At 69.7% G+C, this 23,114-nt stretch carries 21 protein-coding genes; 17 read left to right on the top strand and 4 right to left on the bottom strand.

Annotated features, from left to right (window positions below):
* Positions 1–81 precede the first annotated feature (81 nt).
* Positions 82–1,521: an MATE family efflux transporter gene (locus tag ABJD39_RS00985; RefSeq protein WP_348610936.1), complete on the top strand. Its 1,440-nt coding sequence runs from the start codon at positions 82–84 to the stop codon at positions 1,519–1,521.
* A gap of 118 nt (positions 1,522–1,639) precedes the next feature.
* Positions 1,640–2,677, top strand: coding sequence for a DUF7504 family protein (locus ABJD39_RS00980; protein ID WP_348610933.1), 1,038 nt, complete (start codon positions 1,640–1,642; stop codon positions 2,675–2,677).
* 122 nt (positions 2,678–2,799) lie between these two features.
* Here the strand turns inward: ABJD39_RS00980 and ABJD39_RS00975 are convergent, their stop codons facing one another.
* Both ABJD39_RS00975 and ABJD39_RS00970 read right to left on the bottom strand, forming a co-directional pair.
* Positions 2,800–3,756 (bottom strand): AEC family transporter, encoded by a 957-nt coding sequence (locus ABJD39_RS00975; protein WP_348610930.1) that lies wholly within the window; start codon positions 3,754–3,756, stop codon positions 2,800–2,802.
* A 12-nt stretch (positions 3,757–3,768) separates the two neighbouring features.
* Positions 3,769–4,491, bottom strand: a complete 723-nt coding sequence (locus ABJD39_RS00970) for a phosphoribosyltransferase (protein WP_348610927.1) — start codon at positions 4,489–4,491, stop codon at positions 3,769–3,771.
* A 385-nt stretch (positions 4,492–4,876) separates the two neighbouring features.
* Between ABJD39_RS00970 and ABJD39_RS00960 the strand changes: the two genes are divergently transcribed.
* From ABJD39_RS00960 to ABJD39_RS00910, 11 genes are all read left to right on the top strand, one after another.
* Positions 4,877–5,524, top strand: coding sequence for a hypothetical protein (locus tag ABJD39_RS00960; RefSeq protein ID WP_348610925.1), 648 nt, complete (start codon positions 4,877–4,879; stop codon positions 5,522–5,524).
* Positions 5,525–6,118: 594 nt separating this feature from the next.
* The gene (locus ABJD39_RS00955) at positions 6,119–6,847 is read left to right on the top strand and encodes a hypothetical protein (RefSeq protein ID WP_348610923.1); all 729 of its coding nucleotides are present in this window, start codon (positions 6,119–6,121) and stop codon (positions 6,845–6,847) included.
* Positions 6,848–7,600: 753 nt separating this feature from the next.
* A complete protein-coding gene (dapA, locus tag ABJD39_RS00950; protein ID WP_348610921.1) occupies positions 7,601–8,512 on the top strand; it encodes a 4-hydroxy-tetrahydrodipicolinate synthase in 912 nt (303 codons plus the stop codon).
* 46 nt (positions 8,513–8,558) lie between these two features.
* On the top strand, positions 8,559–9,290 hold the full coding sequence (gene dapB, locus ABJD39_RS00945; RefSeq protein ID WP_348613676.1) for a 4-hydroxy-tetrahydrodipicolinate reductase: 732 nt from the start codon (positions 8,559–8,561) through the stop codon (positions 9,288–9,290).
* Entirely contained in the window at positions 9,287–10,126 is an 840-nt protein-coding gene (locus ABJD39_RS00940) for a 2,3,4,5-tetrahydropyridine-2,6-dicarboxylate N-succinyltransferase (protein WP_348610918.1), read from the top strand. Before dapB ends, ABJD39_RS00940 begins: the two co-directional genes overlap by 4 nt.
* Positions 10,123–11,409, top strand: coding sequence for a diaminopimelate decarboxylase (lysA, locus tag ABJD39_RS00935; protein WP_348610915.1), 1,287 nt, complete (start codon positions 10,123–10,125; stop codon positions 11,407–11,409). Before ABJD39_RS00940 ends, lysA begins: the two co-directional genes overlap by 4 nt.
* Complete coding sequence (gene dapF, locus ABJD39_RS00930) at positions 11,406–12,413, top strand: diaminopimelate epimerase (RefSeq protein WP_348610912.1); 1,008 nt, start codon at positions 11,406–11,408, stop codon at positions 12,411–12,413. The genes lysA and dapF overlap by 4 nt, the downstream gene beginning before the upstream one ends.
* The gene (locus tag ABJD39_RS00925) at positions 12,410–13,606 is read left to right on the top strand and encodes a M20/M25/M40 family metallo-hydrolase (protein ID WP_348610909.1); all 1,197 of its coding nucleotides are present in this window, start codon (positions 12,410–12,412) and stop codon (positions 13,604–13,606) included. Before dapF ends, ABJD39_RS00925 begins: the two co-directional genes overlap by 4 nt.
* 93 nt (positions 13,607–13,699) lie before the next feature.
* On the top strand, positions 13,700–14,440 hold the full coding sequence (locus ABJD39_RS00920) for an NRDE family protein (protein WP_348610906.1): 741 nt from the start codon (positions 13,700–13,702) through the stop codon (positions 14,438–14,440).
* 132 nt (positions 14,441–14,572) lie between these two features.
* Positions 14,573–14,926: a helix-turn-helix transcriptional regulator gene (locus ABJD39_RS00915; protein WP_348610903.1), complete on the top strand. Its 354-nt coding sequence runs from the start codon at positions 14,573–14,575 to the stop codon at positions 14,924–14,926.
* 125 nt (positions 14,927–15,051) lie between these two features.
* Positions 15,052–15,579 carry a Rieske (2Fe-2S) protein gene (locus ABJD39_RS00910; RefSeq protein WP_348610900.1) on the top strand — a complete coding sequence of 176 codons (528 nt, stop codon included), beginning with the start codon at positions 15,052–15,054 and terminating at the stop codon, positions 15,577–15,579.
* Positions 15,580–15,642: 63 nt separating this feature from the next.
* Here ABJD39_RS00910 and purB read toward each other — a convergent pair whose 3' ends face one another.
* Positions 15,643–17,037, bottom strand: coding sequence for an adenylosuccinate lyase (gene purB / locus ABJD39_RS00905; RefSeq protein ID WP_348610897.1), 1,395 nt, complete (start codon positions 17,035–17,037; stop codon positions 15,643–15,645).
* Between the two features lie 177 nt (positions 17,038–17,214).
* Here purB and purH point away from each other — a divergent pair, with 177 nt between their 5' ends.
* Positions 17,215–18,810 (top strand): bifunctional phosphoribosylaminoimidazolecarboxamide formyltransferase/IMP cyclohydrolase, encoded by a 1,596-nt coding sequence (gene purH / locus ABJD39_RS00900; RefSeq protein WP_348610894.1) that lies wholly within the window; start codon positions 17,215–17,217, stop codon positions 18,808–18,810.
* Positions 18,811–18,875: 65 nt separating this feature from the next.
* Here the strand turns inward: purH and ABJD39_RS00895 are convergent, their stop codons facing one another.
* The gene (locus ABJD39_RS00895) at positions 18,876–19,040 is read right to left on the bottom strand and encodes a DUF1059 domain-containing protein (protein WP_222915737.1); all 165 of its coding nucleotides are present in this window, start codon (positions 19,038–19,040) and stop codon (positions 18,876–18,878) included.
* 135 nt (positions 19,041–19,175) lie between these two features.
* Here ABJD39_RS00895 and folP point away from each other — a divergent pair, with 135 nt between their 5' ends.
* The 3 genes from folP to ABJD39_RS00880 are packed head-to-tail and all read left to right on the top strand — an operon-like array spanning position 19,176 to position 23,069.
* Positions 19,176–21,692: a dihydropteroate synthase gene (gene folP, locus ABJD39_RS00890; protein WP_348610890.1), complete on the top strand. Its 2,517-nt coding sequence runs from the start codon at positions 19,176–19,178 to the stop codon at positions 21,690–21,692.
* Positions 21,689–22,426: an RNase P subunit p30 family protein gene (locus ABJD39_RS00885; RefSeq protein ID WP_348610888.1), complete on the top strand. Its 738-nt coding sequence runs from the start codon at positions 21,689–21,691 to the stop codon at positions 22,424–22,426. The genes folP and ABJD39_RS00885 overlap by 4 nt, the downstream gene beginning before the upstream one ends.
* Positions 22,407–23,069 carry a class I SAM-dependent methyltransferase gene (locus ABJD39_RS00880; protein WP_348610886.1) on the top strand — a complete coding sequence of 221 codons (663 nt, stop codon included), beginning with the start codon at positions 22,407–22,409 and terminating at the stop codon, positions 23,067–23,069. Before ABJD39_RS00885 ends, ABJD39_RS00880 begins: the two co-directional genes overlap by 20 nt.
* Positions 23,070–23,114: the final 45 nt, after the last annotated feature.

Raw genomic sequence — 23,114 nt, 5'->3', positions numbered from 1 at the left:
CCCCGAAGGCGATCGCGTCCCCGTGTTTCGTGGTACCATGCGTGAGAAGCGTTCAAGTCCCACCTTCGCTTCGTAGGAGTCATGAGCGGGTCCCCCTCCTCAGCGCGTTCGTCGGATCTCGTCGAGGGGGACCTCCTCCGGCCGATGCTGCGCGTCGCGTGGCCGCTGGTGCTCATCCAGCTGCTGCAGGTGATGTACAACGTCGCCGATACGTTCTGGCTCGGTCGGCTCTCGGCGGACGCGGTCGGTGCGCTCTCGCTGGCGTTCCCGATCGTGTTCCTGTTCATCAGCGTCGGCGGCGGGTTCACCGCCGCGGGCGCGATCCTCGTGGCCCAGCACACCGGCGCGAGCGCCGCCAGTTCCGGGAGCTCCCGCGAGGCGGGCAAGGTCGCCGGGACGGCGCTCGGGTTCGTGATGCTCGTGGCGGTGGTGTTGGGCGCGCTCGGCTACCTCGCCGTCGAGCCGGCGCTGGCGCTCATCCCCGCAGACGAGCAGACGGCCACGGATATCGTCCCGCTGGCGGCGGCGTACATGCGGGTGTTCTTCCTCGCGACCCCGTTCCTGTTCGGCTTCTTCACGTTCGTCTCGCTGATGCGGGGGTACGGCGACACGCGCGCCCCGCTTCGCGTGATGGTCGTCTCCGTCGCGGTGAACGTCGTCATCGACCCGGTGCTCATCTTTGGATGGGGACCGGTGCCCGCCTACGGGATCGAGGGCGCGGCGTGGGCGACGCTGATCTCCCGGGCGATCGCCACCGTCGTCGGCTGGTACGTCCTGTTCGGAACGCCCGCCGGGCCGTCGATCCGGCCCGGCGACCTCGTCCCGAAGCCGGCGATCGTCAAGAAGGTCGTCCGCCTCGGCGTCCCCTCGGCGCTGGAGCAGTCGGGCGTCGCCCTGGCGTTCGTCGTGCTCACGGCGCTGGTGGCGACGTTTCCGCCGGCGATCGTGGCGGCGTACGGGCTCGGGAACCGCCTCATCTCGCTGGTGTTCCTGCCGGCGATGGGGCTGGCCCAAGCTGTGAACACCGTCGTCGGGCAGAACCTCGGCGCGGAGAAGCCCGACCGCGCGCAGCGGGCCGTCCGGGCCGCGTTGATCGTCGTGACCGCGGTGATGATCCCGGTCGCGGCGCTGGCGGCGGCGTTCCCGGCGCCGATCGTGCAAGTGTTCCTCCCGCCCGGCTCCGCGGAGGCGGGCGAGACGATCGCGTACGCGTCGACGTACCTCAGGGTCGCGTCGGTGATGTTCGTCTTCACGGGGATCTTCGAGGTCTCGCGCGGGGCGTTCCGCGGGGCCGGTCGGACGACGACCGCGCTCGCCCTGTCGCTGGTGGCGGTGTGGCTCGTCCGGGTGCCGGTGACGTACGCGGCGGTGTTCGTGTACGACTTCGGCACCGCCGGGATCTGGTGGGCCGTCGTCGCCGGCGACGTCGCCGGTGCGCTCGTCGCGCTCGCGTGGCTCGCTCGCGGCTCGTGGACGAGTTCGGTCGTCGACCCGCCGTCGGGCGTCCCCGCGGACGACTGACCCGACTCCCTCGAACGTTCCGTGAGCGGATCGGACTCGTAACCTTCACGATCGTTCTTTAGGTTGTCATAGTGTCACTAGCAGAACATACATACCCCTGACCGAGAGAGGATCGGCAATGAGTGATGGAGCCAGTGTGCCCGATCGGTTTCCGGGCGGGAACTCGTCGGTCCTTCTCCTGGCGCCCGCTCACGGTTCCGCGGACGACGAGGCGTGCACCGACATGCTGGCCGGCGGCGATCCGTCGTCGGCGAACGTCGTGAGCGTCACGCTGGATGCAACTCCGGACGAACGACTGTCGGTCTGGCGGCGGGAAGTCGGGGATGTCCGCCCGAACCGGGCGACGATCGTCGACGCTGGGAACGGAGCCCGTCCCGGATCGCAGGCTGTCGCCTCCGACGAGTTTCCGGAGATCGGAGTCGACGCGCTCCCGGAGCACGCGGATCTCCTCGATCTCAGTCTATCGATCGCGTGCACGCTGGGCGAGTTGCGAGGGACAGATGGCCAGACCACCCTGTGTCTGCATTCGCTGTCGACGGCGCTCCGGCGGTTCGATCGCGACCGCCTGATCGGGTTCGTGAACGGACTCAACACGCTGTGTGAGCGCTTGGGCGTGCTCGCACACCACCACATCGACCCCAGCGAACACGACGCGGAGACGATCGCGACGCTGCGGCCGTTGTACGGGACCGTTGTCGAACACGCCTCGGACGGGGGGTGGATCGTCTCGGCGGACGACCGATCGAGCGCCGATCCGTCGTTCCGCGAGACGAGCCCCCCGCCCGGCGGGGTCGCGCGGACCGATTCCGCGCGACCCGAGACGGTCCCGATACCGTACTCGTTCGACTCGGTCATCGAGCTGATCTCCGACTCCCGCCGTCGGACGCTGCTGTACGCGCTGCGGGCGAACCGACGCGACAACTACTCCGTCGACCGGCTGATCGACCTGGTCGACGAACGCGAGCGTGCGATCCCGAGACGGGAGCCGGAGCGGTCACGCGAGGAACTCGAGGTCTCGCTCGGACACGTCCACCTTCCAAAGCTCGATGAACTGGGGGTCGTCGACTACGACGCCGACGCTGGGATCGTCAGGTACCACCGGAACCGGGCGCTGGAATCGTGCATCCGGTACGTCGAGACGCTCGAACTCGGCTGAACGCCGGCCCTCGGTCGGTCGGAAGGCGATAGCGGCTCCGGTCGGTCGGAACGCGCCACCGAAACGAAACAGTGGCCCACGCGGGCGACGCACCTTCTCAGATCAGATCAGATCAGATCAGATCAGATCAGCGCCCCGCTCTCCAACAGCGCGATCAGTCCGGTCAGTATCGGGATCGAAGCGAGCGTCGTCACGAGGATCACGGTGCTCACGTACTCCGGGACCGAAACACCGCCGACTTCGAGGTCGTCGGCGAACGCGCCCACGAGGATGAGCGGGGTCACGGCCGCCGGCGTCGCCGACTCCAGGACGAACACGCGCGCGACGGTGTCGTCCTGAAAGCCGATGACGGTCGCGATGGCGACCGCGACCGCGGGCGCGACGACCATCTTCAGGATCGAGGGGGTAGCCGCCTGCGAGAGCGCGGTACCGTAGTCCGTTCGCGAGAGCTGGATCCCGAGGATGAGTAGCATCACCGGGATCGACGAGTCGCCGACCAGCTGCAACGTCTGCATCGCGGTTCCGTCGGCGGGCGGCACGACGCCGAGCGCGCGGGCGCCGAGCGCGACCGGGACGGCCCACACGAGGGGGATCTTGACCACGCGGCGGATCCCCTGCAGGCCGCCACCGCCGCCGGCGCGGGAGGCGACGTACACGCCGACGGTGTAGATGAGCACCGACTGGATCGCGAGATACAGCACCGCCGCCGCCCGTCCGCCCTCCGGGAACGCGAAGTCCGACAGCGGAATGCCGTAGTTCCCCGAGTTGGGGAACGTCGCCGCGAGCACGAGCGCCGACAGGCGGGGCTCGGACTCGCCCAAGAGCCTCCCGACCCCTTCGGCGATGACGACCATCCCGAGAATGTACGCCGTGACCGCGATCGTCATCCGGGCGATCGTGGCGCCGGAGAAGGCGGCCGTCGCGAGGCTGTGGAGGACGAGCGCGGGCGCGAGCACGTACACGACGACGGTGTTCAGTGGGTCGGCGTCGATGTCGCTCGCGCGTCCCAGCGCGAAGCCGACCGCCGCGACCGCGACGATCGGTAAGACTGCGCCCGCGAAGATGTCGAGAAGCACCACGCTGTCGACCGATTACGCCCCGCCGGCGTCGCTGCCGGCGCCGTTGTCGAGCAGGCGGTAGCCGTCGGCCGTCTCGCGCACCACGTCGCGGCGCTCCATCTCGTCGAGCACCTCCCCGACCCGTCCGGGCTGTGCGATCTCCATCTCGATGCGGTCGATACCGTGGAACTCCGCGAGGTAGTGGCGCACGTTCTCGAGCGTGAACGTCTCGGTGTCCGCCTGTTCCATCGCGCCCGTGGTCAGGTCGATCATGTCCTCGATGAAGTTCCAGGGGTACACCATCCACGTCCAGTCTTCGAGCTGTTCGCCGACGAAGTCGGGCTCGAACTCCGAGGTCTGCAGCAGTTGGAGCGTCGCCGTGCGAACCTCGCCGCAGTCACGGTCGGCGACGTACTCGTGGGCGCGCTTGATCGATCCCCCCGTGTCGGCGATGTCGTCGATGATGAGCACGTCCTTCCCCTCGACGCTCCCCTCCGGCATCGGGTAGCGCACGGTCGGCTCGCCGGACTTCTCGGCGGTGCCGACGTAGTGTTCCATCTTCAAGCTCGTGAGGTCGTTGAGCCCGAGGAAGTCACAGATGCACCGCCCCGCGAACCAGCCGCCCCGCGCGAGCGCGACGACGACGTCCGGCTCGAAGTTCGCGGCCTTCACCTGATCGGAGACGTCCCGACAGAGTCCGTAGATGTACTCCCAATTGGTGACCGTACAGTCGAAGTCGTCCGGGAGGTCGCTCATTACCGGGTTCTCGTGTCGGTATTCGTATAAGGGTTTACAGAGGGCGTCATGGAATTGTCAGCATAGCTACCTTGAAACGGCGCGGACAGACAACCCCTCGAGCGTGTCACGTCATACTCTCCCTGGAGTTGATAGAAACTGATCGCGTTCGCTCCCTCGGGTTTCCTGCTCTACGTTTGCCGACGCCGTCTGGACGCACCCGGCCAGTACCGCGACCCGGTCTGTGGGATGGGGACCGACGAGGACGGATCGAGCGTGACCCGCGACGACGAGACCCATTGCTTATACTCGGACCTGTGCAAGCGTCGGTCCGAGAAGATGTCAATCGAGTCTGACGTCATCAACACGGTCGTTGCTGGCGACCACGACCGCCACTGATAGACCCATGACGAGAACGAACACGGACCCGTCACAACCGGAAGAAGACGTGCTTCCCCGCTGGCTGGAGAGGTACACGAGATACGGGCTGTACGGACTCGTCGTTGGGACGGTCCTCGGGGTCCTCGCGCTGTTCACGAACCCGGTTCCCGACCCGTCGTTTCCGTGGTTCTCGCTGCCTGCGCAGCTCCGGTTACCGATCACTCAGCCCCGCATCGAGCACTGGCCAGTCAGTTATACTGTTGCCGTCTGGCTGTGGATAGCTGGCGTCCCTGCCCTGTTCTTTCGGGGCCACGCACGGTTCAGACGCCGGTGGCGGCTCGGTCCCGGTGGGTGGCTGCTCGTGCTACCGACGCTTTCGATGTTCGCCCTGACGACTTACTGCCGGTTCTTCTGGCCGAAACTGCATCCGCCGACGTGGAACGCTCCCTCCTACACGTTCGTCTGCTGGCTGTACTGCTCGTCGTACGACCCGCTCTGGAGCAACCTCGCATACGGCGTCGCCACCGTCGGGCTGGTCGCCTCCACGCTCCTCGTCTGGCGAGAATCCCTCGGCGTCGTCGTGGTCGTGGAAGCGTTCTTCGGCGTCCTCGCCTTGCCGCTCGGGCTGCCTGCCATCTACGATGCTCACCGCCGGTACGTCGGGCGGGAGTGACCACCACTCGGCTGGACTGACTGTCTGTACTCGCTGTATCGACTGATTACGACTCCTCCTAATGGCGGTTCCCTCGATACAGATGACTCACTTACCGACCCTGAGCGCCAACCTACCGAGATAGCGTCAGAAGCCCGGTGCGAGATACAGAGTATAACTGCAGTAGGCCACAAGTCGGAGAGGAAGGGAAACTAGCTATTCGGGTGGTACGTACCGGCCTGCCCCGTTCACCGCTGCCCTACTGCGAGTGGCTCCTTGCTCTAAACTCAAGCGTACGCTTCGAACCGAGTGTCCTGCTATCACGTGTCACTACGAGTATATGCATGTTTACGACGTTTATATCTCCGTATCATGTCGAAACAAGTTGCTGGTCGTCTCTCCACTGTCGGTCGCCGGACCGTACTGCAAGGGCTCGGAGCTGGGTTCGCCGGGAGTCTTCTCGTCGGAACGGCCAGCGGAGCTGGATCGAGGGGCCAGAATCCGTTCGATACCCCGAACTCGAACTTCGAACGCGGCGAGTCGGTATCCCTCGCCGGTGGCGAGGACGACGTGTGGACGTTCACCACAACTAATCGCGCCGGGAAACCCACCCACTTGGGTATCTGGGTATCCAGCGATGCCTTCGAGCATCTCACGAGCCAGTCCGGCGAGCAGCATCTCGCCCTCGATTTCCCCGCCGTCGACGGGCTCGCCTACACGTTCGCCGGGATCAACTGGAATCCAGCTGGCCATCCCCCCGCCGGCGTGTGGAACAGCCCTCACTTCGACTTCCACTACTACCTCGTGGACGAGGCGGCGATAGAGAGCATCGTCACACCCGGGCCACTCCCGTTCATGGGTGTCGCGACCTACGATCTCCCCGCCCCGTACTGGCCCGAGCACTTCGTTTACGAGGACCCCCGCTTCATCGTGAAGGCGATGGGCGAACACCTCTATGACGAGCGCTCCCCCGAGTGGGACCCGGCCGTCCCGTTCACGCACACCTACATCTACGGGGCGTACGACTTCAGCATCGACCCGGCGGATCCGGACGGCACCGTCCAACTGCCACTGGGCCCCGATGGGAGCCTGATTGACCTCCCGACCTACGAGGGTGACGGCACCGGCCAGCTCACGTTCACCGAGCCGATGATCACCGAGGCGTTCATGCGTGATGTCGCCGCCAGTACCACCGGGGAGGTCACGACCGACGTACCGCTCCCGAGTGCGTTCCCCGAGGCTGGTTACTACCCGACGAGCTACACGACTCGCTACGTCGGCAGTGCCGACGCCTACGCCATCACGCTCGAGAACTTCGTCTGGGTCGACGCCTACACGGCCTAATCTGGCCTCGAGTTTTGTCCATCCGTTTGCCACGCCTGCGGATAGATCGACAGCCGGCCCGAGCAAGCGACATTCCGCTGGCCCACCAACGGCTGTTGGGTGACGGTCTACAGGTTGATATCGACGTGGTCGCCAGACGTAGTCTGGCGGACAGCCAGACGATACACTCAGATCAGGCTTCAATGCAATCGTGGAGGTGGGAAAAGACGGAGTAGTCATATCAACCCCCGCTGACCAAGGAGAAATCTGCTGGTTGTGCACGCTATATTCAGTAGCGATTGAGCCAACTCACCGGGAATGACAGGACTACTGACTCTACGTTCACATACCCACCTACCGAACGATTCACCTCAGATTAGCTTGAAAGAGTATTGTGAAGTGTCGTATGACACCGCCGTAGACAGCCCGTTCTGCGGGATCAAGTCGGACCGGATGGAGCCAACAGCCCGCGTCGCCCCTCGTCTGTACGATCCGCCAGCACGCGACGTTACCGGATCACAAATTCAGCCCACAGGGAAACGCCTTTACTCGTGTCGGATCTGTACTCCGGTAATGAGCGAGACGCCGATCTCGACGCGTGCCGTCGCCGTCGAGCCGGGTGTCCGCCCCGTCTTCTCCGCGAAACCGAAACGTGTGTGAGATCGTCCCCGGCGTGGCGTAGCGTCCGGTCGGGGGTGAGTTCCGGTCCGCACTCGCTCGCTCGCCGAACGCACATTCGACACCACCGTACGCACCAACACCCACACCCGAACTATGACGATCCACCACGACACCTTCGCCGGCGTGTACCCGGCGATGACGACGCCGTTCACCGATGGTACCGACGAAGTCGACCACGCGTTGCTCGCCGAGGACGCACGCCGCCTCGAGGCGGCCGGCGTCGACGGACTCGTTCCGGTCGGCTCGACCGGCGAGGCCGCGACGCTCACCCACGACGAACACGCCGAGGTCGTCGAGACGGTCGTCGACGCCGTCGACGTGCCCGTGATCGCCGGCACCGGCTCGAACTCCACTCGCGAGGCGCTGGACCTCTCCGAACGCGCGGCCGACGCTGGCGCGGACGCGATCCTGCTCATCTCGCCGTACTACAACAAGCCCGAGCCGGCGGGCCAGTACGAGCACTTCGCGACGATCGCCGACGCCGTCGACCTCCCGCAGGTCGTGTACAACGTCCCGAGCCGAACCGGCCTCAACCTCGACGTCGACACCGTCGTCGATCTCGCGGCACACGAGAACGTGCAGGGGTACAAGGCCGCCTCCGGCGACGCGAACCAGGTCTCGGAGATCATCGAGCGCACGCGCGAGGAGACGTTCGACGTGCTCTCGGGCGACGACGGCATGACGCTCCCGCTCATGTCGATGGGCGCGACTGGCACCATCTCGGTCGTCGCGAACGTCGAGCCCGAACGGGCCGGCGCGATGGTCGGCGCGGCCCTCGACGGCGACTTCGAGCGCGCCCGGGAGATCCACCACGAGCTCGGGCCGCTGATGCGCGCGCTGTTCCGCGAGACGAACCCGATCCCGGTGAAGGAGGCGATGGCGATCCGCGGGTACGGGCCCGCCGAGATGCGCCCGCCGCTGACGCGCGGGAGCGAGGAGACCCTGCGCGTGTTGACGGAGCTACTCGCGGAGCTGGAGGAAGCGGCGGACGCGACGGAGGCCTGACGTGGCCGACCCCGTCCGACTCGCGGTCACCGGCGCCGGCGGCCGGATGGGCCGGGAGGTGATCGAGGCCGCGAGCGACCGCGACGACTGCGAGGTCGCCCTCGCGGTGAACCGGTCGCCCGTCGACCCGGTCGCCGGCGTCGAGGTCGCGGACGCCGACGATCTCCCCACCCTGCTCGCGGGAGAGTCGCCGGACGTGCTCGTCGACTTCACCGGTCCCGACTCCAGCGTCGAGTACGTCGCCACGGCGGCCGAGGCCGGCGTCGCCTGCGTCGTCGGCACGACCGGCTTCGACGACGAGCAAGAGGCGGCCATCGGCGCCGCCGCCGAGGTGGTCCCGGTGCTGCGGGCGTCGAACTTCTCGCGCGGGATCGCCGCGCTACGCCGGGCGGTCCGGGCGGCCGCCGGAGCGCTCCCAGGCTACGACGTGGAGGTCACCGAGACACACCACAACGGGAAGGTCGACGCGCCGAGCGGCACCGCGCGCACCCTGCTCGACGACATCGAGGACGCGCGGCCGGACCTGGACGAGCGCGTCCACGGCCGCGAGGGCGACGCCCCGCGGACCGACGCCGAGATCGGCGTTCACGCCCGCCGCGCGGGCGACATCGCCGGCGAGCACGAGGTGCTCATGGCCGGCGACGAGAACGTCCTCGAACTGACCCACCGCGCCGGTTCCCGGCGCGTGTTCGCCGCCGGCGCGCTCGACGCCGCCGCGTGGCTCGCCGGCCACGACGCCGGCGAATACGACTTCACGGAGGTACTCGACTCATCATGACGCTCGAATCCGACATCGACGACCTGTGGCACCGATACGACGACGGACTGACCGCGGCCGACGCCGACGACGGCGTTCGCCGTACCCTCGACGAGTTCCTCGACGCGCTGGAGGCGGGCGAGGTCCGCGCCGCCCGCAAGACCGGCGACGGCGTCGACTCGTGGGAGGCCAACGAGTGGGTCAAGCGGGGGGTACTCCTGAACTTCGGCCTGCGCGAGACCGAGCGCCGCGAGTACGGCGGCGTCGGCTACTACGACGTGCTCCCGCTGCGCGAGACCGACGACCTCGAAGCGAGAGGGGCACGCAACACCCCCGACGGCACCGTGCTCCGCCGGGGCGCCCACCTCGGCGACGACACGATCATGATGAGCCCGTCGTTCGTCAACATCGCGGCGTTCGTCGGCGACGGCACGCTCGTCGACTCCTGTGACACCGTCGGCTCCTGTGCCCAGCTCGGCGAGAACGTGAAGCTCGGCGCGAACACGCTGATCGGCGGCGTGTTGGAGCCGGTGGAGGACGCGCCCGTGATCGTCGAGGACGGCGTCTCGCTGGGCGCGGGCTGTCGCGTCACCTCCGGGTTCCGCGTCGGCGAGAACTCGATCGTCGGCGAGAACACGTTGCTCACGCCGCGCATCCCGGTGTACGACCTCGTCGAGGAGGAGGTCGTCTACGGGCACCTCCCCGAGAACCGCCGGGCGTTCACCCGGTTCGTCGAGTCGAGCGTGAGCGACCACGACATGTTCGAGGGGGGCGCGTACAAGCCCGCCGTCGTCGCCACCGACGTGGAGACCGAGACGCTGGAGGCGACGCGGCGCGAGGACGCGCTCCGCGAATGAGCGGCGAGCAGTCGCCCGAGACGGAGCAGGGACGTGCGGTCGCCAGCGGGGGCGGTCCGGCGATCCGGCGGCTCGCGGACTGGGACGCCGACCGCCTCCGCGAACTGGCGGGCGAGCACGGCACCCCTCTCTACGTCGCCGACCTCGACAGAGTCGCGGAGAACTGCGCGCGCCTGCGGGACGCGTTCCCGGACGCGGACGTGAAATACGCCGTGAAGGCCCATACGGGTCGCGCAGTGCTGGAGACGGTCCGCGATCTCGGGCTCGACGCCGAATGTGCGTCCGCCGGCGAGGTCCGCCGCGCGCTCGATGCCGGGTTTCCTGGCGAGCGTGTCGACTACACCGCGGTCAATCCGCCCGCACGTGACCTCGATAGCGTGGTCGAGTGGTGGGGCGACCACCCCGAACTCACGATCACGGTCGGCGCGCGCGACACGCTCGACCGTCTCGCCGAGCGCGGCTACGACGGGCGGGTCTGCGTCCGCGTCAACCCCGGCGTCGGCGCGGGCCACCACGAGAAGGTCCGGACGGGCGCCGCGCCGAAGTTCGGCGTCCCGTACGATCGCGCCGCGGAGACCCTTTCCGACGCGCGCGACCGCTTCGAGGTGGTCGGGATCCACGCCCACGCCGGGTCGGGGATCCACGGCGAGGAGGACCTAGCGGCCCACCGCGACCTCGTCGCCCGGATGGGCGAGTTGGCGCGCGACGTCGGGGACGAGACACTGGAGTTCGTCGACGTGGGCGGCGGATTCGGCGTCCCGTACCGTGAGGCGGACCCCGCGCTCGATCTGGACGCCGTCGCCGACGCGACCCGCGAGGCGCTCGGCGAGGTCGACGCGACGCTCGCGGTCGAGCCCGGGCGCTACGTCGTCGCCGACGCCGGCGTCCTCCTGACGACGGTGAACACGGTGAAGCCGACACCCGAGACGACTGTCGCCGGCGTCGACGCCGGGATGACGGACCTGCTGCGCCCGGCGATGTACGACGCCTACCACGCGATCCGAAACCTCGATGCGTCCGAGGGGAGCGCCGAGGGACCCGTCACCGTCGCCGGTCCGATCTGCGAGACGGGCGATACCTTCTGTGACGGACGCGACCTCCCGATTCCGGAGCGGGGGGACCTGCTCGGGGTCGGCAACGCCGGCGCCTACGGCTACGAGATGGCCTCGACGTACAACTCCCGGCCGCGCCCCGCCGAGGTGAGCCGCACGGGAGACGTGCTTCGCGAGCGCGAGACGCTCGCGGGAGTTACCCGGCTGGAGCGCGGAGGAGAGAGCGAATGAGCGAGTCGACGGGATCGACCGGAGCCGCTGGACCGCTGACGGTGCCGGCCGTGAAGTACCACGGGACGGGCAACGACTTCCTCGTCGTCGACGCCGCGGACGCCGACGGCCGAGTGCCGGACCGCGGCGCGTTCGCGGTCCACCACTGTGACCGCGAGACCGGCGTCGAGGGGGCCGAGCGGACCGGTGCCGACGGCGTCCTGTTTATGGACATCGAGGAGGCGACCGTCGGCGGCGACGGTCCGGTCACCGCCACGATGACGCTCGTCCAGCCGGACGCCTCGATCGCGGAGATGTGCGGCAACGGCGCGCGCTGTGCGGCCGCGTGGGTGCGCGAACGCACCGGGGCGGACGTGGTCGACCTAGAGACGCCCGCGGGAACCCGTCGGGCGGTCGTCAGCGAGGGCGACGGGGACGGAAGCGACGCCGACGGGACCGACGAGGCCGCCGCCGGCGACGAGGTCACCGTCGAGGTGGAGATGGGCCACCCGTCGTTCGCGCCCGCGGATGTTCCGCTCGCCGACGACCGCGACGAGCCGCTGATCGAGGAGGACGTGGAGGGACTGACCGTCACCGCCGTCGACACGGGCGTCCCCCACGCGGTCGCGTTCGTCGACCGCGGCGGTGACGCCGGCGACGCCGGCGGCGTGGACGCGATCGACCTCGACGCGGTCGCGCCGCACGTTCGCCACGCCGACGTGTTCCCCGAGGGCGCGAACGTGACGCTCGCCGCCCGAACGGGCGATAGAACCTTCGATCAGCGCACCTACGAGCGCGGCGTCGAGGGCGAGACCCTCGCGTGCGGCACCGGCGCCGTCGCCGTCGGGGCGGTCGCGCGCCGCCTCGGGATCACCGATCGAACCGACCTCGCCGTGTCGCCACCGGGCGGCACCCTGCGGATCACGGTCCCGGACGGCGCTCCGGCGACGCTGACCGGCCCGGCCGCACGGGAGTTCGACGTGGATCTCCCCGTTCCGGAGTCGAGCCAGGGGGAGAGCGAATGAGCGACGCCGAGCGCGGGGACGTGGCGGCGCAGACGACCGAGTTCGACCCGGTCGCGTTCCTCGCCGAGGCGGTTCCGATCGCGTCCCACGAGTCCGTCGACGGGATGCGGGAGTTCCTCGTGGAGACGCTCGCCGACCACGGCGCGGACCCGTGGGTCGACAACGCGGGGAACGTTCGAGCGACGAAGGTCGCCGCGGGCGATCATTCCGCTGACGACGGCCCGCATCTCGTGCTCAACACGCATATCGACACCGTCCCGCCGCACGTGCCCTTCGAGCAAGGAACCGACGACGGGGGGAACGAGGTGTTCCGCGGCCGCGGCTCCTGCGACGCGAAGGGACCGCTCGCGGCGCTGCTCGCTGGCTTTCTCGCCGTCGAGCCCACACGTGGCGCGGTCTCGCTCGCGGTGTCGCCCGACGAGGAGACGCTGTCGACGGGCGCCGACGCGCTCGTGCGCGGTCGCGGCGCCGACCACTCCGACGGCCCGGTCGAGCCCGTCGACGGCGACCTGTTCCTCGTCGGCGAGCCCACCGACTGCGACGCGTGCGTCGCCGCTCGCGGCCGGTTCGAGGGGACGCTGACGCTCTCCGGCTCCGCCGCCCACGCCGCGGAGCCCGATTCGGGCGTCAACGCGGTCGCCGCGCTGGAGGACGCGCTCGCGGCGGTCCGCCGGTTCGACGACGACGCCGAGGCGCACCCGATGCTCGGCGCGCCGACGCTCGTTCCGACGGGCGTGACGGGCGGCGAGGCGACCAATCAGGTTCCGTCGGAGGCGACGATCACTCTCGACCGACGGTCGGTTCCGCCGGAGACGGCCGAGGGGTTCAGAGCGGATCTCGAGGCCGCGGTCCGCGCGGCCGTCGACGACGCCGTCGGGGTCGAGTTCGAACTGACGGAGCGCCCGACGCCGTTCCTGGAGGCGTTCGACACCGACCCGGACCACGCGCTGGTGTCGGCCGTCAGCGACGCGGCTCGGGCGGTCGGCGGTGATACAGACTGCGAGGTCCGGCCCTTCGGCGCGGCGACGGAGGCGTCGTACTTCGCGCCCGCGCCGACGGTCGTCTTCGGGCCGGGACACCTCGCCGACGGGGACGGCGCGGTCGCCCACAGCGAACGAGAGTACGTCCGCGTCGACCGCGTCCGCGACGCCGCCGAGACGGTTCGGCGCGCGCTCGACTCCCTGCTCGGATAGGGTACCCGGGACGGCCCTGCTACGTCACCCGGGCGCGGCCGGGTCGTTCGATCGACCGCCGCCGCTTTGGTCACCGGGACGGTACTGCGGGGCATGTGTACCCTGACGCTGGCCTGGCGGGTGTTCGACGACGCTCCGGTCGTCGTGGCGGCCAACCGGGACGAGTTGTACGGCCGACCCTCCGAGCCGCCCGCCGTCCGCGGCGACGGGGTCATCGCGCCGCGGGACGCCGAGGCGGGCGGGACGTGGGTGGGCGTCACCCGGGACGGCCTGTTCGTCGGGATCACCAATCGCTGGGTCGACGGGCTCGCCGGGGAGCGCTCGCGCGGCCTGCTCGTCGACGACTGCCTGCACGCGGCGTCCGCGGAGGCCGCGGCCAGTCACGTCGCGGAGTCGTGTCGCGAGCACGAGTACGACGGCTTCAATCTCGTGCTCGCGGACGCGGCGGCGGCGGTCCTGCTGGAGTGGGACGGCTATCTAACGGTGACTGACCTGCAGCCCGGCGTCCACGTCGTCGGCAACACCGGCTACGACGGCAACTACTTCGAACCGCCGGCGCGACCCGAAGCGGGCCCCGAGGAGGCGCGCAACGCGACGCGGCTCCGTCGAGAACTCGCGCCCGAACGGGGGGAGTCCGCCGACGCGTGGCTCGACCGTGCGGGCGCGGCGCTCGGCGATCACGAGTTCGGCGTCTGCGTCCACGACGAGGCGCGCGGGTTCGGCACGGTCTCGTCGACGCTCATCAGGTCGGGGACCGACGGGTCGATACGGTACGACCACGCGGACGGACCGCCCTGCGAGGCGGCGTACGAGCCGGTCGAGATCGACGGTTGACGGAGGGCCCGCTCCTCGCCGCTGGAACGATACCTGTCGAGACCCCGAGCCGCCGGGACGAGACCCCTCGGCGTTCCCGGCGGACGAAATAAAAGGGAAAGGGTAAACGGGGACGCCGTTCTTGGAGCGTGTATGAGCGCCTCCGACGCCGAAGCGAGCCTCGCCGAGGACGAGCTCGCCGGCCTCGAACTCGTCCGTGAGACCGGCGGCATCCACCAATCGGACTTCTGGAAGGAACTGGACGTCTCCTCGCGCAAGGGGAGCCGCATCGCAGAGAAGCTGCAGGATCTCGGCCTCATCCAGCGCGAGGACGCCGTCTACAACGGCCACAACACGTACTTCCTGGCCCCCACGGCGAAGGACCTGAACTTCTCGCTGATGATGGCCGGCGACATGCTCTCGCCGTTCATCGGCGAGGAGGAGATCGACCCGAACTCCGACGCGTTCACGCAGTGGCTGATGAACCTCGCGTACGAGGAGTACTGAACCCGAACCGGGTCCGCGGCACCCTCTCTTTCCCCCACTCTCGTGGTCGACTGATGAGCGTCGTCGGTCGCCGCCCGCGACCGGAGCGATACGCATATCCGCGTTCTTCGGCTACTGCAGTCAGAATGGACGAGCGGATACGCGTGACCGTCGAGACGCCCGACGAGTCGACCAGCGAGCAGGTCTTCGACTCGGAGGGCGAGGTCGAGGCCGGCGGCGCGACGTTCCGGTTCAGCGTCGGCGATGACGGCGACCCGGACGGGGACGGCGACCGATCCGACGGCGATCCGCTGCTCGTCGCGCCGCTTGCGGGCGTGCCGTCCGACTCCACGATCCGGCGGACGGCGATGCGCCCGGACGGGCGCCGCGGCGTCGGGGTCATCCTCCGGCGGGACGCCGACTCCGGCGAGGTGTTCGCGTGGCGCAACTCCTGCCCGCACAACCCCGAGGTTCCGCTGGACCCCGGCCGCGGCGCCCGGGTCGACGGCGACGAGATCGTCTGTCACGAGCACGGCGCGCGCTTCGAGTGCGGCGACGGCCTGTGTACGTGGGGGCCGTGCGTCGGCGAGGAACTCGACCCAGTCGGCGTCGAGGTGCGCGACGGCGCGGTGTACCTCGACGACGAGCGGTTCGCGTCGGTTCGTCCCCGATAGCGACCGCGCTCACGCTGTCGCCCGATTCCTCTCGAGTGCCTCGGTCGTCGCCGTCGCCGGCGACTACTCCCCTTCGTCCAGTTCGTCCACGAGGTCGCCACCGTAGCCGACGTAGCCGGCGGGCGTCAGCGCGTGCATTTCCTCCCGAACCGACTCGTCCACGTCGAGGTCGTCGAACAGGTCGCGGAAGTCCTCGATGGTGACGCGCTTGCCGCGGGTCAGCTCCTTCACGCGCTCGTAGGCGGCGGTGTCGCCCTCGCGTCGGAGGATCGTCTGGACTGCCTCCCCGATGATCTCGGGGGTGTTCTCCAGTTCCTCGCGCATCACCTGCTCGTTCGGGACGACCTTCGCGAGTCCCGCGGCGGCCTTCGAGTAGCCGATGAGACAGTGCGCGAGCGCGGCGCCGATGTTGCGCTTGACCGTCGAGTCCGAGAGGTCGCGCTGGAGCCGCGAGGTGGTGACGTAGTCCGCGAGGAACGTGAGATCGGAGTTCGCCTTCGAGAGGTTGCCCTCGCTGTTCTCGAAGTCGATGGGGTTCACCTTGTGCGGCATCGTCGAGGATCCCGTCTCGCCGGCGGCGGCCTCCTGTCCGAGATAGCGGTCCGAGACGTACAGCCACACGTCTCGATCCAGATCGAGCAGGACGTTGTTGACGCCGCGGAGGGCATCGAACAGTGCCGCGAGGTCGTCGCAGGAGTTCACCTGCGTCGCCAGCGCGGTGTGCTCTAACCCGAGCGATCCGACGAACTCCCGGGAGAACGCCCGCCAGTCCACGTCGGGGTAGGCGGCGCGGTGGGCCGCGTAGGTCCCTGATGCGCCCGCGAGCTTCCCGGAAAGTTCGGCGGTCGCAGCCTCGACGCGTCCGATCGCCGTTGCGAGCCGGGCGGCGTAGACCGCGAGTTCCTTCCCCCACGTCGTCGGCGTCGCCGGTTGGCCGTGCGTCCGCGCGAGCATCGGCACGTCGCGGTGCTTGCGCGCCTCCTCGGCGAGCGTGTCGCGGATCTCGCGCAGCTCCGGCACCAGTACATCCTCGACTGCGGGCTTGACGAGCAGCCGCTGGGCGAGGTTGTTCACGTCCTCGCTGGTGAGACCGAAGTGGATCCACGGGTGCAGACGCTCGGGCGTCTCCGTGCGCAGGAAGTACTCGACGGCCTTCACGTCGTGATTCGTCGCCGCGTACCCCTCGGTGCCCTCGGTCTCCAGACGCTTGACGAGGCGAGCGTCCTCGGCGGAGAACTCCTCGAGAACCGCCCGGAGGTCGGCGCGCTCCTCGGTCGAGAGATCGAGGTCGACGCCCGGCTCGTCGTCGAGCGCGAGCAGGTACTCGACCTCGACCTCGGTGCGGGCGCGGATCAGGCCGGCCTCGCTGGCGTACGGGACGAGCGGCGCGGTCCGACCGGCGTAGCGACCGTCGAGCGGCGAGACGGCTGCCAGGGGGTCCTCGCGTGGGATGTCCATACCCGCGCTCCCGACGCCTGCGGCAAAGCGGTTTCGGTCGGGATGCCCCTCGACCACCACGTCTGTGCATACGACTGGCGGTTGTGATGGGTGTTGGCGCGAGTTCGATGCGAGTTCGTGGATATCCCTCCTCGCGAGACCGCAACGCTCTTTCCGGCGGCGCGGGAGCGTCCGATCATGAAGATCGCGGGCATGGCGAGCAATCGCGGGCGCAACCTTCGGAACATCGCGGACCGAGCGCCGGGCGGCGCCGAGCTGTCGGTCGTCCTAGCGAACGACGCCGACGCGCCGGTACTGGACGCGATGGCGAAGCGCGGCGTGGCGACCGAGGTCGTCGAGCGCGACGACGGGGAGGAGCGCGCGAGCCACGAGGAGCGGCTCCTCGACGCGCTCGCCGACTACGACTTCGACATCGTCTGTCTCGACGGGTACATGCGCGTCCTGACGGACACGTTCCTCGACGCCGCGCCGACGACGCTGAACGTCCACCCGTCGCTGCTCCCGTCGTTCGCGGGCAACGACGCCCACCGGCGCGTCCTCGACGCGGGCGTGCGCCAGACCGGTTGCACCGTCCACGTGGTCACCGAGGAGGTCGACGGCGGTCCCATCGTCACCCAGGAAACGGTGCCGGTCTACGAGGGCGACGACGTGTCCGACCTGAAAGAGCGCGTCCTGTACGAGGCGGAGTTCGCGGCGTACCCGCGGGCGGTGAAGTGGTTCGCGGAGGGCCGCGTGACGGTCGACGTGGACGCCCACGAGGTGCACGTCGACGGCGACGACGACGGCGACGGGCGGTTCCCCGCGCGGCGGACGACCAGCGAGGACCGCGTCCGGGAGCTTCGCTACGGCGAGAACCCCCACCAGGACGCCGCGCTGTACGCCGACACCACTTGCGAGGAGGCGAACGTCGTCGCCGCCGACCAGTTGAACGAGGGCGCCAAGAAGCTCTCGTACAACAACTACAACGACGCCGACGGCGCGCTCAACCTCGTGAAGGAGTTCGACGAGCCCGCCGCGGCCGTCATTAAACACACCAACCCGGCGGGCTGTGCGACGGCAGACACGCTCGCGGACGCATACGCCGACGCCCTGTCGACGGACGCGAAGTCCGCCTTCGGCGGCATCGTCGCGCTCAACCGCGAGTGCGACGCCGAGACGGCCGAGCTGATCGTCGACTCGTTCAAGGAGGTCGTCGTCGCCCCCGGCTACGCCGACGACGCGCTCGAGGCGCTGTTCGAGAAGGACAACCTCCGCGTGCTCGATGTCGGCGACGAGGACTCCTTCGGCGAGCGCACCGAGGCGCTCACCGAGAAACCTATCGTCGGCGGGCGACTCGTCCAGGAGCGCGACCTGCAGGCGCCCGAGCGCGACGACCTGGAGGTCGTCACCGAGCGCGCGCCCACCGACGAGGAGGTGGAGACGATGCTGTTCGCGTGGCGGGTGATGAAACACGTCAAGTCCAACGGCATCCTGTTCGCGACGGGCACCGAGACGGTCGGCGTCGGCATGGGACAGGTGAGCCGCGTCGACGCCGTCACGCTGGCGGCGATGAAGGCCGAAAAGGACGCCGAGGGCAAGTCCGCCGAGGGCGCCGTAATGGCCTCGGACGCCTTCTTCCCGTTCCCGGACGCCATCGAGGAGGCCGCCGACGCGGGCATCGAGGCGGTGATCCAGCCCGGCGGCTCGGTCAACGATGACGACGTGATCGCGGCGGCGAACGACCACGACATGGCGATGGTGTTCACCGGCGACCGCGCGTTCCGGCACGACTGAACGACCGGCGTGCTCCCCACGGTCGGCCCTGCCGGCCCGGCCGGATCAGCCCAACTCAGACCGGATCAGGCCGGCTTGATCAGGTCGCGGACGTCGCCGTCCTCCATCTCCACGTTGTGTTCCCGTTCGCCGTGTCGTTTCGCCATCTCGACGAGTTCGTCGTCCGACTCCGACTGGACGACGAACGCGCAGTCCATCCCGGCGTCCTCACAGACGATCTGGTGTACCATGGTGTATCCACCGTCCGTCGATTCTCGTCTATCGGTGCTTGTTATACAGTGCCACGCGGTGGGTACGCTCGCCGTACTCGACGGCGACCCGACCGCTCCGTTAGCCATAAGCGCGCCCCGCAAGTCCCTCCGAGTATGCGCTACTACGAGGCGGCGAACTTCCTCTTCGACCTCCGGCGCTTCCAGGTCAAGCCGGGCACCGAGTCGGTGCGCGACCTGTTGGCCCACCTGGGCGACCCCCACGAGGGGATCGACTTCGTCCAGGTCGCGGGGTCGAACGGGAAGGGAAGCGTCGCCCGGATGACGGAGTCCGTCCTCCGCGAGGACGGCCGTCGGGTCGGCCTGTACACCTCGCCCCACTTCGAGGACGTCCGCGAGCGCGTGCGCGTGGACGGCCGATCGATCCCGAAGGCCGAGGTCGTGGCGTTCGTCGAGGCGGCGAAGCCGTGGCTCGTCGACCGCGCGGCCGGCGGCGAGCCGCTCACGTTCTTCGAGGTCGTGACGGCGCTGGCGCTGTGGCGGTTCGACCGCGCGGACGTGGACGTGGCGGTGCTGGAGGTCGGGATGGGCGGCGAATTCGACGCCACGAGCGTCGTCGACCCCGTCGCCGCCGCGGTGACGAACGTCTCGCTGGAGCACACAGCCGTCCTCGGCGACACGGTCGAGGAGATCGCGCGCACGAAAGCGAAGGTCGCGCCCGCCGAGGGCCCGCTGATCACGGCGACCGACGGCGAGGCGCTCGCGACGGTTCGGGAGGTCGCCGGGGACGCCGAGGCGGAGGTGATCACGGTCTCCGGGCCGACCGGGGGGCCGGAGCCCGCCGAGGCGGACCTGACGGCGACGTACGAGGGCGCAGTGAGTCCGCAGGAATCGCGTGTCGCGCTCGTCGGCGACGGGTGGGCCGTCGAGACCCGGATCCCGCTGTTGGGCGCGTATCAATCGACGAACGCGGGCGTCGCCGCCGCGCTCGTGCGAGCCCTGGGCGTCGACGACGGCGCGACCCTCGCGCGCGGCCTCCGGAACGCCCACTGGCCGGGGCGCTTCGAGGTGATGGAATCGAACCCGCTGGTGGTGCTCGACGGCGCGCACAACCCCGCCGCCTGCGAGACGCTCGGGGAGACGCTCGCGGAACTCGACTACGACGACCTCCACCTCGTGTTCGGGGCGATGCACGACAAGGACCACGGCGAGATGGCCGCCGCCCTGCCCGCGCCGGCGACGGTCCACACCTGCGCCCCGTCGCTGGACCGCGCGGAGGACCCGGAAGTGCTCGCGCGCGTGTTCGATCGGGAGACCGACGCGACAGTCACCGCCGGGGGGTCGGTCGCCGACGCGCTCACGGCGGCGCGCGCGGCGGCCGACCCGGACGACTGCGTGCTCCTCACGGGCTCGCTGTTCTGCGTCGCGGAGGCGCGGACGACGTGGACCCGGCAGTTCGTCCCGAAGGACCTCGACGGGGAGCCAGCCGCGCGGGAGACGCTCGCGGCGGCGAGCGTCCCGGTCGCGGAGATCGGCGAGGTCGCCGACGAGAGCGTCCACGAGACGGTGAAGACGCGCGTCTCGGAGACGCAGGCGACGTACCTGCGCCGGGAAGCCGCGCGAGCGGGCGCCGCCTGCGGCGTCAGCGGCGTCGGGGGCGGCGAGCTCGCGGAGGTCGTCTGCTCGGGGTCGCGCGCCGAACTCGCCGAGTTGACCGGGGCGCTGGACGACCTCGATCACGGCCTCTCCGGCGTGGCAACGGACCTGCGTGAGGCGGTCGGGATCGCGGACGCGGCCCCCCCGACCACACGCGAGTACCCGTGGACCGAGGGCACCGCGGTGATGGGTGTGTTGAACGTGACGCCGGACTCGTTCCACGACGGCGGGGAGTTCTTCGACGAGGCGGACGCGCTCGCGCGGGCGGAGGCACTCGTCGACGCCGGGGTCGACATCATCGACGTGGGCGGGGAGTCGACCCGCCCGGGCGCCGATCCGGTGCCCGCCGACGAGGAGATCGCGCGCATCGAGCCGGTGATCGAGTCCATCGCCGACGTCGACGCGCTGATCTCCGTGGACACGCGGAAGGCGGCCGTCGCGGAGGCGGCGCTCGACGCGGGCGCGGATATCCTCAACGACGTGACCGGACTGGAGGACCCCGAGATGCGCTTCCTCGCCGCCGAGCGCGACGTGCCGGTGATCGTGATGCACAGCATCGATGCGCCCGTCGACCCGGACCGCGACCCGGACTACGACGACGTGGTCGAGGACGTGATCGCGGAGCTGGGCGAGCGCGTCCTGCTCGCGGAGAAGGCGGGGATCGCACGCGAGAACGTGATCGTCGATCCCGGCATCGGCTTCGGGAAGTCGAGGCGGGAGAACTTCGAGTTACTGGGCCGCCTCGGGGAGTTCGACGCGCTCGGGTGTCCCGTGCTGTTCGGCCACTCCCACAAGTCGATGTTCGAGCTGACCGGCGAGGTCGCCGGCGACGCGCCCCACGGCACCGTCGCTGCGACGGCACTGGCGGCGGCCAACGGCGCCGACATCGTCCGCGTGCACGACGCCGCCGAGAACGTCGCGGCGGTCCGCGTCGCCGCGGCGGCGACCGACCCGTCGGGGTTCGATGTGCGACGATCCGAGGACAACGCCGGCGACGACAACGGGGAGGACGCGTGACCGAGCGCGACGCCGCCGGCGAGGGGTCCACACCCCCCTACGAGGCCGCATACGCCTACCCGGACGGGGACGCGACCCCGGCCCGACTCGCACAGACCGCCCGCCGGTACGGCTACGACGGGCTCGTGATACGCACGCGTGAAGCCGACTACGACGCCGAGGCGCTCCGCGAGCGCTACGACGTGGATGTCGTGCCGGCCGTCGAGGTCGCCGCCGACGAACCGTCCTCCGCCAGCGGCGCGGTCGGCAACTTTCGGCCGGACTACCCGCTGGTGCTCGTGCGCGGCGGGACGGACGCGCTCAACCGCTTCGCCGTCGAGCAGGACCGCGTCGACGTGCTCGCGGCGCCGCTGTCGGGCGACGGGAGCTTCAACCACGTGCTCGCGAAGGCTGCCGCGACCCACGGCACGCGCGTGGAGTTCGACCTCGGGCCGGCGCTGCGCGAGTCCGGGGGCACGCGGGTACGCGCGCTAAAGGGGCTCCGGAAGCTCCGGGAGATCGTCGGCCACTACGACGCGCCGTACGTGGTGAGCGCGCGACCGACCTCCCACCTCGAACTGCGATCCCCGCGGGAGCTGGTCGCGCTGGGGTCGGAACTCGGCTTCGACGAGTCGTGGCTGCGTGCGGGGCTGACCGAGTGGGGACGGCTCGCGGCGCGCAACCGCGAGCGCCTGTCCGCGGAGTTCATTTCCCCGGGGGTCCGAGTGGACCGGTGTGAAGAAGACGATCGCTGAACACGCGGCGCGGTTCTCCGAGGCCGCCGCCGACTACGATACCGACCAGAACAGCGAGGAGTACGAAGCGTGCGCCGGGCTGGTCATCCGTCGCGCGGCGCCCGCCGAGACCGACACGGTGCTGGATCTCGGCACCGGAACCGGCGCCATCGCGCTGGCGCTCGCCGAGGACGCCGGCCGCGTCGTCGGCCGCGACGTGAGCGAGGGGATGCTGGAGCAGGCGAGGGAGAAAGCCGCCGAGCGAGGAACCGAGAACGTCGAGTTCGGCTACGGCGAGTTCCGCGCGCCCGGGTACGACGGCGAGGCGCAGATCGTCACCTCGAACTTCGCGCTGCACCACCTCGCGGACGAGGAGAAGCGCGAGGCGATCGAGACGTGGGCGGGCCTCGACGGCGGCGTCACGCCGAGCCGGACCGACACGGTCGGCCCGCGACGGATCGTCCTCGGAGACGTGATGTTCTTCGGGGAGCCGGACCCCGAGGAGCCGTTCTACAGCCCCGAGGTGGACGATCCGGCGACCGTCGGCACGCTCGTGGACTACTTCACCGACGCCGGCTACGCCGTGACGCAGGTCGACCGCGTCCACGACCAGGTCGGCGTGATCACCGCCGAGCGCGTCGTCTCGGGCGGGCGCGAGTCGTGACCGGACCGAAGCGAGTCGCGACCGCGTCGAACGCGGTCCGCGAGC

Source organism: Halobaculum rarum (genome assembly GCF_040025155.1).
Lineage (GTDB): Archaea > Halobacteriota > Halobacteria > Halobacteriales > Haloferacaceae > Halobaculum > Halobaculum rarum.
This window is presented reverse-complemented; position numbering and strand designations above follow the sequence as displayed.